Below are 13297 nucleotides of genomic sequence, written 5' to 3' on the forward strand. Positions count from 1 at the left end.
CGCGTCGGCCACCTTCTGCAGCTCGCTCTCCGGCAGAAGCCGGAGACGATCCGGCGTCTCAAGACCCTCGAGGATCGTCGTGTCCGCTAGTGCCAATGCCTTCACCCGTCTCTCAATGCGTTCCCGTCAGCAGGGCGGCTCCTGCAGGGCCGCACGCCCGAATCCTCGAACGCGGCCCGCCGTCTGGATCTCGCCCGCACCCGGAAACCGCTCGCCCCGGGACGTATGAACGGTCATTCTAGCGCAAACCGATCACGGGATACCATGATCTCGGTGCAACAGCGGCGCGCCTTTCAGAGGATTCGGCCGTTTCGTCTGCCTTCAGAGTTAAGGCTGCCCGACGATTTCACGCGTGACGCGCCCTCAATTATGGATGAAGGGTGCGTTGATCAACATCTCGCCCGCTCTTCGCTCCCCTTCACTCTCCCCTAGCCCGCTCTTCCCGAGGCTGCCGCCCGATGCCTTTCGCCGCAATCAGACCGGTCACGGCCGCGCTGGCGCTCGTCCTGACGGCCGGCAGCGCGGCGTCGGCGGCCGATGCCGGCCGAGTCCGCCCCGGCATCGTGCGCTGCCCCGACGATGCCCGCTGCCGCCGCCCGCCGGGGCCGCCGGACCGGGACATCCGTCCGCTGATCGACCCGCTCGGGCGCCCCTGCGGCTTCCGCTGGCGCGAGACGCCGTCCGGCCCCCGGCGTGTGCGGGTCTGCTACTGACCGGCGATGGCGCTGCGCCCCGCACTTTCCGCCCTCCTGCTTCTCTTCGTCTCCCATGCCGGGGCGTCCCAGGCCCTGAAGGACACCCCCGCCTGCCCCACGCTGTTCGCCGACGGCCGGGCGCCGGCCCTCACCAATCCGAAACTCGCCGATCGGGCGGTCCCGCTCTGCTTCGAGGCCTTCGCGGTGCTTCATTCGGGGGTGTCGCGCACGCCGCTCTACGCCGCCGAGCGCCTGACGCGCCGCAGCGTGTCCGCCGCGCGCCGGGTCGAGCGCGCCGATGCCTTCCACGACGAGGACCGTCTGCCCGAGGAGGACCGCGCCAGCCTCGCCGACTACGTCCGAAGCGGCTACGACCGCGGCCATCTCGCCCCGGCCGGCGACATGCCGAGCGCGCCGGCGCAAGCCGAATCCTTCAGCCTCGCCAACATCGTGCCCCAGAACCGGGCGCTGAACCGCGGCCTGTGGGCGGCGATCGAGGAGAGCGTGCGCCGGCTCGCCACCGAGCGCGGCGAGATCTTCGTCGTGACCGGCCCGATCTTCGAGGGCCGCTCGGTCGGCGCGATCAAGGGGCGGGTGCTGGTGCCGACGCAGCTGTTCAAGGCGATCTACGATCCGCGCACCGGCGAGGCTGGGGCCTATCTCGCGCCGAACAAGGCGGGTGCGGAGTGGCGCGCGGTCTCGCTCGCGGCCCTGCGCGACACCGCCGGGCTCGACGTGTTCCCGGCGCTGCCCGAGGCGGCCAAGGCCAGGACCATGGCCCTGCCTGAGCCGCAGGAATTCTCCCGCCAGGAATCCTTCGCCGATTTCCTGAAGCAACTGGCCGCCGATATCCTGCGGCGGCTCTGGCGCGAGCTGATGCGCGCGATCTTCTGAGCGCTCGACCCGAGGAGGCCCCGATGCCGCGCCGCAAAGCCGATGCCCTCCCCTTCCGCCCCTTCGCGGAGGATGCGGGCGTCCAGACCTTCGCCGGCCTCTCGATCGAGAACGGCACCCGCCGCATCGCCCTGCACGGCAGCCTCGATCTCACCCGCGACCGGGAAGGCCTGAGGCGGGCCAGAGCCCTGAAGACCCTGCTCGAGGCGGTGGTCGCCACCCTTGAGGGGGAACACCTGCCCGATTCTCTCCCCGATGAGCCGGAGACGGCCGAGCCGGTGCGCAATCCCTTCGCCTGAGCCTCTTTTCCCCGCCCTGGCGGAGCCCGCCATCCGGACAGCGCCTGGCGGTTCGCCTTGCCCCTGCCCGGCGGCCCTGTTACTCGAACACGAAATTCTTCACCCGCGAGCGGACGGCGCCCCGCGCGGCATGGCTCGGCCGAGCCAGCCTCGCGCGCGAGGCCACGCATCCGCGACCGCCGGCTCGACCGGTATCCACGCTTCACGCAGGACGAACGCACATGGCCCGCGAATTCATCTACCACATGCGGGGTCTGACCAAGACCTATGTCGGGGGCAAGAAGGTCCTCGATAACGTCAACCTGTCCTTCTACCCCGACGCCAAGATCGGCGTGCTCGGCATCAACGGTGCCGGCAAGTCGACGCTGCTCAAGATCATGGCCGGCATCGACAAGGACTGGACCGGCGAGGGCTTCGTCGCTCAGGGAGCGCGCGTCGGCTACCTGCCGCAGGAGCCGCAGCTCGATCCGAACAAGTCGGTGCGCGAGAACGTGATGGAGGGCGTGGCCGAGAAGCAGGCGCTGCTCGACCGCTACAACGAACTCGCCATGAACTATTCCGAGGAGACGGCGGACGAGATGACCGCCCTCCAGGACCAGATCGAGGCGCAGAACCTCTGGGAGCTCGATTCCAAGGTCGATCAGGCGATGGAAGCGCTCGGCTGCCCGAGCGACGAGCAGCCGGTGGCGACCCTCTCGGGCGGCGAGCGCCGCCGCGTCGCCCTGTGCAAGCTGCTGCTGTGGGAGCCGGAACTGCTCCTCCTCGACGAGCCGACCAACCACCTCGACGCCGAGACGGTGAACTGGCTCGAAGGGCATCTGCGCCAGTATCCGGGCGCGATCCTGATCGTGACCCACGACCGCTACTTCCTCGACAACGTGACGAGCTGGATCCTCGAGCTCGATCGCGGCAAGGGCATTCCCTACGAAGGCAACTACTCGTCCTGGCTGGTGCAGAAGCAGAAGCGCCTGGAGCAGGAGGGCCGCGAGGACATGGCCCGCCAGCGCGCCATCGCCCGCGAGACGGAGTGGATCTCGGCCTCGCCCAAGGCCCGCCAGAGCAAGTCCAAGGCGCGTATCACCCGCTACGAGGAGCTGGTCGCCAAGCAGCAGCAGAAGGTCGATGCGACCGCGCAGATCGTCATCCCGATCACCGAGCGGCTCGGCCAGAATGTCATCGAATTCAAGCATCTGAACAAGGCCTACGGCGACCGGCTGCTGATCGAGGATCTCTCGTTCAAGCTGCCGCCGGGCGGCATCGTCGGCGTGATCGGTCCCAACGGCGCCGGCAAGACCACCCTGTTCAAGATGATCACCGGCAGCGAGAAGCCGGATGGCGGCGAGATCCAGATCGGCGAGAGCGTGCATCTCGGCTACGTCGACCAGTCCCGCGACGCGCTCGATCCGAACGCGACGGTCTGGCAGGAGATCTCGGGCGGCAACGACATCCTCTACTTCAACAAGCGCGAGATCAATTCCCGCGCCTATTGCGCGGCCTTCGCCTTCAAGGGCGGCGACCAGCAGAAGAAGGTCGGCACGCTCTCGGGCGGTGAGCGCAACCGCGTCCACCTCGCCGCGACCCTGCGCAAGGGCGGCAACGTCCTGCTCCTCGACGAGCCGACCAACGACCTCGACATGGAGACCCTGCGGGCGCTCGAGGAGGGTCTGGAGGATTACGCGGGCTGCGCGGTGATCATCAGCCACGACCGCTGGTTCCTGAACCGCATCGCGACCCACATCCTCGCCTTCGAGGGCGACAGCCATGTCGAGTGGTTCGAGGGCAACTTCTCGGACTATGAGGCCGACAAGAAGCGTCGCCTCGGCACCGACTCGCTCATCCCGAAGAAGCTGAAGTACAAGAAGTTTTCGCGGTAGCTCCCCTTCTCCCCCGGACGGGGAGAAGGCTTCGGCAGCAATCCAGCCCGCGCGGCCCTCTCCGGATCGGTCGCGCCGCTGGATCGCTTCGCGCACGCGATGACGGCGCGCCTACAGAGAACCGCGGGAAAGAGAACGCATCACCACCACGCCCCGCCCGCCCCGAGCGGCGGCAGGCCGAGATGCGCCGCGACCGAGGCGCCGATATCCGCGAAGGTGTCGCGTCGGCCGATCGAGCCCGGTGCCAGTCCGGGCCCGAAGGCCAGCACCGGCACCTGCTCGCGGGTGTGCTCGGTGCCGGTCCAGGTCGGGTCGTTGCCGTGATCGGCGGTAATCACGCAGAGATCGCCGGGCTTCAGGACGGCATGGATCTCAGGCACACGGGCGTCGAAGGCTTCCAGCTCGGCGGCATAGCCCGGCACGTCGCGGCGATGGCCGTGCTCGGTGTCGAAATCCACGAGGTTGAGGAAGACCAGCCCGCCCTCGGGTAAGGCCGAGAAGGCCTCCAGCGCCACGTCGAGGCAGGCGGCGTTGCCGGCGGGCTTGATCTCGCGGCCGGTGGCGCGGTGGGCGAAGATGTCGCCGATCTTACCGACGCTCACCACCGCGCGGCCGGCCGCCTCCAGCCCGTCGAGCAGGGTGTCGGCGGGCGGCGCCACCGAAAAATCCTTGCGGCGGCTGGTGCGGTGGAAGCCCTCCGCCTCGCTGCCGACGAACGGCCGGGCGATCACCCGGCCGACCCGGTAGGGGTCGCAGAGCGCGCGCGCGATCCGGCAGGTCTCGTAGAGCCGCTCCAGCCCGAACGCCGTCTCGTGGGCAGCGATCTGGAACACGCTGTCGGCCGAGGTGTAGCAGATCGGCTTGCCCGTCCGGACATGCTCGGCCCCGAACGCGTCGATGATCGCGGTGCCTGAGGCGTGGCGGTCGCCGAGAATGCCGGGCAGGCCCGCCCGCGCGATCAGCGCCGTGGTCAGCTCGGCCGGGAAGGCGGGGCGGGTGTCGGGAAAATGGCCCCAGGGCTCCCGCACCGGCAGGCCGGCGATCTCCCAATGGCCCGACGGCGTGTCCTTGCCCGCCGCGGTCTCGACGGCGTGGCCCCACAGGGCCCGCGGCTCGACCGCCGGAGCGAGGCCCGGCGGCACCCGGCCGGTCGCGCCCCCGCAGGCGAGGCCGAGGCCGAGGGCCGCGAGGTTCGGCAGGCGTAAGGGACCGGCGCGCAAGCCGGGCCGGTCGCCGCGCCCGGCGGCGCAGGCCTCCGCGATATGGCCGACCGTGTCGGCGCCGGCATCGCCGTAGCGGTCCGCGTCCGGAGCGCCGCCGATGCCGACGGAATCGAGGACGATGAGAAGCGCGCGGGCCATGCGTCAGACCGGCTCGATCTCGGCGGTGGTCGCGGCGTCCATCTCGAAGGCGGCCGCGAACAGCGTGCGCGTGTACTCGGTCCTGGGCGCGGCGAAGATCGCCTCGGCCGGTCCCTCCTCGACCACCTGGCCGTGCTGCATCACCATGACGTAGTTCGACAGCGCCCGGACCACCTTGAGGTCGTGGCTGATGAAGAGATAGGCCAGCCCGCGCTCCCGCTGCAGATCGCGCAGCAGCGTCACGATCTGCGCCTGCACCGAGCGGTCGAGCGCCGAGGTCGGCTCGTCGAGGACGACGAAGCGGGGCTTGAGCACGATGGCGCGGGCGATGGCGATGCGCTGGCGCTGGCCGCCGGAGAATTCGTGCGGGTAGCGGTCCATCGCCGCCGGATCGAGGCCGACATCGGCCAACGCCTTCGCCACCAGGGCGCGCCGCTCGGCGCTTCCCCGCACCAGCCCCTGCACGGCGAGGCCCTCGGAAACGATGTCGGCCACCGACATGCGCGGCGAGAGCGAGCCGTAGGGGTCCTGGAAGACCACCTGCATGTCCTTGCGCAGGGGTCGCATCTGAGAGGGACCGCGCTCCTCGATCCGCTGCCCGAGGAAGACGATCGGCCCCTCGGATTCGGTGAGCCGCAGCAGGGCGAGGCCGAGCGTGGTCTTGCCCGAACCGGATTCGCCGACGACGCCGACGGTCTCGCCGGCCCGCACCTTGAGCCGCACACCATCGACCGCCTTGACGTGGCCGACGGTACGCCGGAGCAAGCCTTCTTTCAGGGGAAACCACACCTTGAGCGGACCGGCCTCGACCAGATCCTCGGCGTGATCGGGCACCGGATTCGCCCGTCCGGTGGGCTCGGAGGCGAGGAGCCGCCGGGTGTATTCGTGCTGCGGCCGGGTGAACACCTGCGCCACCGGGCCGGCCTCGACCACCCGGCCGGCGAGCATCACGCAGACCCTGTTGGCGATGCGGCGGACGATGCCGAGATCGTGGGTGATGAACAGCATCGCCATGCCGAGCCGCTTCTGCAGGTCGGCGAGCAGAGCCAAGATCTGCGCCTGCACGGTGACGTCGAGGGCGGTGGTCGGCTCGTCGGCCACCAGCAGGTCGGGTTCGCAGGCGAGCGCCATGGCGATCATCACCCGCTGGCGCTGGCCGCCGGACAATTCGTGCGGATAGGCCCCGAGCCGCCGTTCGGCGTCGCGGATGCCGACGAGATCCAAGAGTTCGAGGATTCGTTTCCGCGCGGCCTTGCCCTTCAGGCCGCGGTGGATCTCCAGCACCTCGCCGATCTGGCGCTGGATGGTGTGGAGCGGATTGAGCGAGGTCATCGGCTCCTGGAACACCATGGTGATGTCCGCACCGCGCACCGCGCGCAGCTCGCGCTCTGGCAGGGTGAGCAGGTCGCGCCCCTTGAACAGGATCTTTCCGCCCGGGTGGTGCGCGGCGCCGTCGAGGAGGCGCAGGATCGAGAGCGCGGTCACCGACTTGCCGGAGCCGGATTCGCCCACGAGCGCCAGGGTCTCGCCCCGCTCGATCGCGAAGCTGACGCGGTCCACCGCCAGCGTCTCGCGCTCACCGTTCCGGAAGGCGACCGAGAGATCCTCGACGGTCAGCAGCGTATCGGACATCGAACCCCGGCGATGAAAATCGGCCCGCGATGCGCCCGTGTCGGGCAGGCGAGCGGAGGGGTTATAGCGCGCGGGCTCTCACACGCGAATCGTCCTCCGGGTGCGGCACATCCCTCTCCCCTCTGCGGGAGAGGGGCCCCCGAAGGGGGGCGGGTGAGGGGAGCGCCGCTTCCACTGGACCGAGGCCAACTGAGAACGGCACCGTCGCTGCCCCTCTCCCGCCTGCTCCGCAGGCACCCTCCCCCGCAGAGGGGGGAGGGTCGATGTAGATCACTGCGCCAGCCCGACCTGCACGAGGTTGTCGCTGAAGGTCGGCGAGTGGCCCATGCCGCCATAGGTCGAGGCGCTGATCACGTTCACCGCCCCGTCGCGGTTGAGCGAGTGCCAGTAGCCGAGCGAGGCGATCACGAGGCCCGGCGGCACCTCGTCGGTCACCCGCGCCTGGCCGTGGAAGGCGCCGCGGTCGTTGAACACCCGCACCAGCGCCCCTTCCGTGATCTCGCGGCTCGTCGCGTCGGCCGGATTGATCAGGATCGTCTGCTCGCCCTGCGCCCGGATCTTGTGCGCCTCGTTGGCGTATTGTGAGTTGAGGAAGCCGTGGCTCTTCGGCGAGACGATGTTGAGCGGATAGCGCTCGGCCTGCCCCGGATTGGTCTCAGGGCGTTCGTTGGCCGGCACGTAGCCCGGCAGCGGGTCGAGGGGCTCGCCGCCCTGGAACTGTTCGTACATCTGCCGGAAGGGCGGGGCGACGAAATTGCCGCCGGTGACCGCGGCTTCCGAGTAGAACTCGCACTTGCCCGACGGTGTCGGGAAATTGCCCTCCGCGTGCGGCGTGCGGGTGGCCGGATCGCCGACGTTGAGGCGATACCAGCCGTGCTGGCGGAAATGATCCATGGAGATGCCGCCGAGCTTCGGGCTCTCCCAGTCGAGATACCACTCCATCAGCTCGGCCTCGCTCATGGAGAATTGCGGCTCGGTGAAGCCGAAGGTCTTGGCCAGCCGCCGGAACAGCTCGGCATTCGAGACCGTCTCGCCCGGCGGCTCGATCGCCTTCTGGTTCAGGGTGAAGAAGAAGTGACCCCAGGAGAACATCATGTCGTCGTGCTCGGCCGCCATGGTGGCGGGGAGCAGGATGTCGGCGTAGCGGGCCGTATCGGTAACGAAGTGCTCGCTGACGACCGTGAACAGGTCCTCGCGGGCGAGCCCGCGCTTGATCTTGGCGGTCTCGGTCGAGTTCGAGACCGGGTTGGCGTTGTAGACCATCAGGGCGTGGATGCCGGGATCGATTCCCGCCTCGCCGGTCAGCACCTCGCCGAGCTTGAGCACGTTGATGACCCGCGTGCCCTCCGGGATCAGGTCGGGCCGGCAGACCCGGTCCCAGTGCACCGGGAACTCCCACAGCGGCATCTGGTAGATGCCGCCGCCGGGATCCTTCCAAGATCCCGTCAGGGCGGGCAGCGAGAAGATCGCGCGGAGCGCCTGGGCGCCGCCGGCGCTGCGCTCCACCGCCACGCCCGGCCGAAGGGCCGCGTTGGGGGTGGTGGCGTATTCCCGCGCGAGGTGCCGGATGTCCTCGGCCGGGATGCCGCAGATCTCGGCGGCGTATTCCGGCGTGAAGGCCTGGGCCCGCTCCTTCAGCGGCTCGAAGCCGACGGTGTGGCGGGCGATGTAGTCGTCGTCGGTCAGCCCTTCGGCGATGATCACGTGGATCATCGCCATGGCGAGCGCACCGTCGGTGCCGGGCTTCGGCATCAGGTGCCAATCGGCCTGTGCGGCGGTGCGCGAGCGGTAGGGGTCGATCACCACCACCTTCGCACCGTTGCGCTGCGCCTCCTTCACCACGTGCCAGTGGTGCAGGTTGGTCGAGACCGAGTTGCAGCCCCAGATCACGATCAGCTTCGACTGCTCGAAGCTCATCGGGTCGGTGCCGTTGGTCGGGCCGACGGTCAGCAGCCACGCCGTGCAGGAGCCCGAGCCGCAAAAGGTCTTCTCGGCCACCGTCGCCCCGAGGCGGTTGAAGAAGGCGTCACCCACGGTGAGCCCCTGCACCACGCCCTCGTTGCCGAGGTAATTGTAGGGAAGGATCGCCTCCGCTCCGTGGGTCTCGATGATCGTGCTGAACCGGCGATGGATCTCGGACAAAGCCTCGTCCCAGGTGATCCGCTCGAACTGGCCGCTGCCCTTCGGGCCGGCGCGGCGCATCGGGTAGAGGATACGGTCGGGATTGTAGTGGTGCCGGTCGAAATCCTTGAGCTTGCCGCAGAGCGCGCCGCGGGTCATCGGGTGGTCGGGGTTGCCGCGCACGTCGGTGAGCCGCCCGCTCTCGACGGTGTAGATCATCGAGCAGGTGTCGGGGCAGTCGTGCGGGCAGGCACCGAGCCGGGTGACGGCCTCGGACGCCGTCTTGGCGGCCGCCTCGGCATCGATCTCCGAGATGCGCTCTTCGAGCATGGTATTCCTCCTCATGCGGCCGGATCTTGGTGTCCGGCTCCTTGCAAGGGTTGAGCCTAACGCGCGGGGCATGAGAAAAATAGTGCGATTCTAAGAAGCGCCCTCAACTACAACCCTCCCGCGCGGGGCCAATGCTTGCACGATGATGCCGGGCAGCCGGCGGATTGCGTCAGGTGCGCTCGCAATCCTTCCCTCACGCATCCCCTTCGCGGGACGGCGCCCTAGATCAGGCGCTGTGCACCGCCTCGCTTTCACCCTGCTGCCGGCTGTTCTCGTCGCCTGCGCCGGCCCGTCTCGTGCGGCTCCCTCGCCCGAGAGCGAGACGGTGGAGCAGGCTTTGTGCCGGCTGATCGAGGATTCCGCCAAGGCGCGACAGCTGCCGGTCCCGTTCCTGACCCGGCTGATCTGGCGCGAGAGCTCGTTCCGCGTCGGCGTGGTGAGCCCGGCCGGCGCGCAGGGCGTGGCGCAGTTCATGCCGGGCACGGCACGGGAGCGCGGCCTCACGGATCCGTTCGACCCCGAGCAGGCGATCCCGCACGCGGCGCATTTCCTGGCCGATCTGAAGCGGCAGTTCGGCAATCTCGGGCTCGCCGCGGCGGCCTATAACGGCGGACCGGGGCGGGTCTCGGCCTGGCTCGCCGGCAGCGGCGGCCTGCCGGCGGAGACGCGGGCCTACGTCATCGGCATCACCGGCCGGCCGGCGGAAGACTGGCGGCCGAATGCCGGCGTCGAGATGCTGGAAGGGTCCGATCCGAAGACGTCCGAGGCGAAACCCGAGGACAAGCCGCCCCCGCCGGAGGCGGAGACGCAAACCTGCCTTCAGGTCACCGCGGCCCTGCGCATCCCGTCGCGCGGGGACCGCTTCGCCCTCTCGGTCGAGGGCGGCCCGGCCGCGCCCTGGGGCGTGCAGCTCGCCGGCAACTTCTCCAAGTCCCTGGCGCTGGCGAGCTTCCAGCGGGCGCGCACGCGCTACACCAGCGTGATCGGCGAGGTTCGTCCGATGATCATCGGCACGCGCCTGCGCTTCCGCGGCACCCGCACCTTCTACCGCGTGCGCATCCCGGCGGAGAGCCGCGGCGCGGCCGACGGCCTGTGCCAGAAGATCCGCGGCGTCGGCGGCGCCTGCATCGTCCTGAGGACATGAATCCCGAGGACATAACTCCCAACGTCGCCACCGCTCGGCCATGAAACCGCCGCGACCGCCGCGTCAATCACGAGTCACATGATCAAGGCATTCGTCTCCCTCGTCTCCCTGGTCTGCCTCGGGCTCACCGCCCTGGGCCTGAGCGGCTGCTCGCCGCTGGCGCTATTCGACGCGCTGGGGCCGCGGGATAAGGGCGGGCGCCTCGCGGTCCGCGACGCGGCCTACGGCACGGATCCGCGCCAGCGCCTCGACGTGTTCGTGCCGACCGTGCCGGTGGAGCGGGCCCCGGTGCTGGTGTTCTTCTACGGCGGCTCGTGGAGCAGCGGCAGCAAGGACGACTACGCTTTCACCGCCCAGGCCTTCGCCGCACAGGGCTTCGTGACCGTGCTGCCGGACTACCGGCTCTACCCGCAATCGCGCTTCCCCGACTTTCTCAAGGACGGGGCCGCGGCCATCGCCTGGGTGCGCGACAACATCGCCGCGCAGGGGGGCGACCCGAACCGGATCGTGCTCGCCGGCCATTCGGCGGGGGCCTACAACGCGGCGATGCTCGGGCTCGACCCGGAATACCTGCGCCAGGCCGGGGTCGATCCGCGGGCGGTGCGGGCGGTGGCCGGCCTGTCGGGCCCCTACGACTTCCTGCCCTTCGACCAGAAGACCTCGATCGAGGTGTTCGGACAGGCGCCCGATCCGGAGGCGACGCAGCCCGTCTCCTTCGCGGGCGCGCACTCGCCGCCGACCTTCCTCGCCACCGGCGACAAGGACACGGTGGTAAAGCCCCGCAACACGGCGAGCCTCGCCGCGCGCCTGCGCACCGCCCGGGTGCCGGTGCAGGAGCGGATCTACGAGGGGCTCGACCATTCCGACACGCTGCTCGCGCTCTCCGTCAGCTTCCGCCGCAAGGCGCCGGTGCTCGCCGAGATGAGCGCCTTCCTCCACCAGCACGCGGGTGCCCGCCGGCTCACCACGCTGACGATGCATTGAGGCCCGACCCGCGCTCGCTCCAGCATCGTCCCGGAAGGTGGCCGCCGGCTTTCGGGAAAAGACGATGCACAAAACAAGAAACGAGCCCGTCGGTCAGACCGCCCGTTCCTCCGGGATCGGGCGCGGCCGCCGGTCCGGCCCGATGGCGACGAAGGTGAAGAACCCCTCCGTCACCTTCATCGTGGCCTCGCCCTCGCGCTCCCGGCGCCAGACCTCGACCTGAATGCCCATCGAGGTGCGGCCGGTCTTCACGATCCAGGCATAGAAGCTCACCTCGTCGCCGACGAAGACAGGGCGGTGGAAGGTCATCGCCTCCGCCGAGATCGTGGCGCAGCGCCCCCGTGCCCGCCGCGCGGCGACATTGCCTGCGGCCATGTCCATATGCGCCATCAGCCAGCCGCCGAAGATGTCGCCGGCCGGGTTCGTGTCGGTCGGCATCGCCACCGTTCGGATCACCGGCGGCCCGCGATCGGTGGGCTGCGCGGGCTCGGTGGAGGGCAGTTCGCTCGTCATCGGAAGGCTGTGTGGATCGCCGCAGATCGTGGGGTCGGCCCCGAGCGTAGCAGGTGCCGTGCCGGCCGGGCCACCGCGTCCGGTGACGGCGCGGCGGACCTGTCTCCCGCCGACCCGTGCGGCCGAACCAAGCGTCCCGGCCCGGGTCGTTCAAATGCGACGGATCGCGTTAACCGATTTTTAACCCGGCGATTGCGGCCGGCGGGCGGCTGTGAGAGCTTCATTAACGGAAGCTTAACTGCTCGGTCAGGGCCATGCGTATCGCGTTCTCCAAGCTCTGTGTCGTTCGGCCCGCCCGCTCTTTCGCGACCCGCCTGATGGCGGGCCTCGCCCTGGCCGGGGCCTTCCTCGCGGCGCCGGCCCCGCAGGCGGCGGCGCAGCCGACCGCCGCGCTGCCGGCGATGAGCCTGTCGGCGACCACCACCGGCCCGGCCCGGCCGATCGCCGCCTGGGCCGAGTTCTGCGAGCGCTATCCGGGCGAGTGCGCGGTCGATCGCACCGAGCCGGCCAGCATCACCCTGACGCCGGCGCTGTGGCAGACGATCAACGCGGTCAACCGCCGGATCAACCGGGCGGTGGAGGCGGTGACCGATCAGGAGCACTGGCGCGCCGCCGACCGCTGGGACCTCGCCGAGGACGGCCGCGGCGATTGCGAGGATTTCCAGCTCCTCAAGCGCCGGCTGCTGGTCGAGGCCGGACTGCCGCGCCGGGCGATGCGGATGACGGTGGTGATCGACGAGAAGGGCGAGGGCCACGCCGTTCTCACTCTCATCACCAGCCGCGGCGACCTGATCCTCGACAACAAGACCAACGCGGTGCTGCCCTGGACCCAGACCGGCTACACCTTCGTCAAGCGCGAAAGCCAGGAGGCGGTGGGCTGGATGGCGCTCGGCCGCGACGCCTCGCCGCTCACGGCGGCCAACCGCTGAACGGAACGCTTGGCGAAACTTTTCCCGGTCCCGAAATGGGACCGGATCCGCACCTCGCGCGTTAGCAGGCTTTAACGGGCCGGCAGCCAAGGTTGACGAGAGGTTTCCGCGGGCGCGCCGTGTTCCGGAAAACCCCGTCCGTGCCTCAGGTTCGCCGTCCCAGGGTCTGCTCGTCCCATGCGTCGCGTCCTCCTTGCCAGCCTTCCCGCCCTCGCCCTCCTCGCTACGGCTCCCGTGCGGGCGGAGGAGAGCCCGGAAGGCCTGCGCCATGCCGCGTGGCAGACCTGCCTCGACGAGGCGTTCGCGGAGCAGGTCCGCACCACGAGCCGGAGCTTCGCCGCGACCAAGGCGGTCACCACCTGCCGGGACCGGGAAGAGGCCTATCTCGGCGCCCTGGCCGGCTCGCCGTTCCTCGACGGCGACGATGTCGCCCGCATCCGCCCTGCCCTCGTCGCCCGCGCCCGCGACCGGCTGATGGGCGAGCGGCGCCTCAGCGCGCTCTGACCGCTCGGCCCCTCACG

At 69.9% G+C, this 13297-nt stretch carries 12 protein-coding genes; 8 read left to right on the forward strand and 4 right to left on the reverse strand.

Annotated elements, in window-relative coordinates:
* The first annotated feature begins 458 nt into the window (after positions 1-458).
* The 4 genes from HNR01_RS12755 to ettA all read left to right on the forward strand — a co-directional run bounded on the left by HNR01_RS12755 (position 459) and on the right by ettA (position 3762).
* On the forward strand, positions 459-713 hold the full coding sequence (locus HNR01_RS12755) for a hypothetical protein (protein ID WP_017485292.1): 255 nt from the start codon (positions 459-461) through the stop codon (positions 711-713).
* Positions 714-719: 6 nt separating this feature from the next.
* On the forward strand, positions 720-1589 hold the full coding sequence (locus HNR01_RS12760) for a DNA/RNA non-specific endonuclease (RefSeq protein ID WP_183667974.1): 870 nt from the start codon (positions 720-722) through the stop codon (positions 1587-1589).
* Between the two features lie 23 nt (positions 1590-1612).
* Positions 1613-1888, forward strand: a complete 276-nt coding sequence (locus tag HNR01_RS12765; RefSeq protein ID WP_183667975.1) for a hypothetical protein — start codon at positions 1613-1615, stop codon at positions 1886-1888.
* A gap of 221 nt (positions 1889-2109) precedes the next feature.
* Positions 2110-3762, forward strand: a complete 1653-nt coding sequence (ettA, locus tag HNR01_RS12770; RefSeq protein ID WP_017485289.1) for an energy-dependent translational throttle protein EttA — start codon at positions 2110-2112, stop codon at positions 3760-3762.
* 140 nt (positions 3763-3902) lie between these two features.
* Here ettA and HNR01_RS12775 read toward each other — a convergent pair whose 3' ends face one another.
* From HNR01_RS12775 to HNR01_RS12785, 3 genes are all read right to left on the reverse strand, one after another.
* Positions 3903-5123, reverse strand: coding sequence for a phosphopentomutase (locus tag HNR01_RS12775; protein ID WP_183667976.1), 1221 nt, complete (start codon positions 5121-5123; stop codon positions 3903-3905).
* Between the two features lie 3 nt (positions 5124-5126).
* A complete protein-coding gene (locus HNR01_RS12780) occupies positions 5127-6755 on the reverse strand; it encodes an ABC transporter ATP-binding protein (protein WP_153874596.1) in 1629 nt (542 codons plus the stop codon).
* Positions 6756-7025: 270 nt separating this feature from the next.
* Positions 7026-9206 (reverse strand): molybdopterin-containing oxidoreductase family protein, encoded by a 2181-nt coding sequence (locus HNR01_RS12785; protein WP_183667977.1) that lies wholly within the window; start codon positions 9204-9206, stop codon positions 7026-7028.
* Positions 9207-9441: 235 nt separating this feature from the next.
* Between HNR01_RS12785 and HNR01_RS12790 the strand changes: the two genes are divergently transcribed.
* Both HNR01_RS12790 and HNR01_RS12795 read left to right on the forward strand, forming a co-directional pair.
* Entirely contained in the window at positions 9442-10350 is a 909-nt protein-coding gene (locus tag HNR01_RS12790; RefSeq protein ID WP_183667978.1) for a lytic transglycosylase domain-containing protein, read from the forward strand.
* A 78-nt stretch (positions 10351-10428) separates the two neighbouring features.
* Entirely contained in the window at positions 10429-11334 is a 906-nt protein-coding gene (locus HNR01_RS12795; protein ID WP_183667979.1) for an alpha/beta hydrolase, read from the forward strand.
* Positions 11335-11427: 93 nt separating this feature from the next.
* On the opposite strand, the gene HNR01_RS12800 is transcribed toward HNR01_RS12795, so the two are convergent.
* Positions 11428-11847, reverse strand: coding sequence for an acyl-CoA thioesterase (locus HNR01_RS12800; RefSeq protein WP_017485283.1), 420 nt, complete (start codon positions 11845-11847; stop codon positions 11428-11430).
* Positions 11848-12101: 254 nt separating this feature from the next.
* Between HNR01_RS12800 and HNR01_RS12805 the strand changes: the two genes are divergently transcribed.
* Complete coding sequence (locus HNR01_RS12805) at positions 12102-12776, forward strand: transglutaminase-like cysteine peptidase (protein ID WP_183667980.1); 675 nt, start codon at positions 12102-12104, stop codon at positions 12774-12776.
* 177 nt (positions 12777-12953) lie between these two features.
* Positions 12954-13280 (forward strand): hypothetical protein, encoded by a 327-nt coding sequence (locus tag HNR01_RS12810; RefSeq protein ID WP_183667981.1) that lies wholly within the window; start codon positions 12954-12956, stop codon positions 13278-13280.
* Positions 13281-13297: the final 17 nt, after the last annotated feature.

Origin of the sequence: Methylorubrum rhodesianum, assembly GCF_014199985.1 — a bacterium.
In the GTDB taxonomy this organism is placed as follows: Bacteria; Pseudomonadota; Alphaproteobacteria; order Rhizobiales; family Beijerinckiaceae; genus Methylobacterium; species Methylobacterium rhodesianum.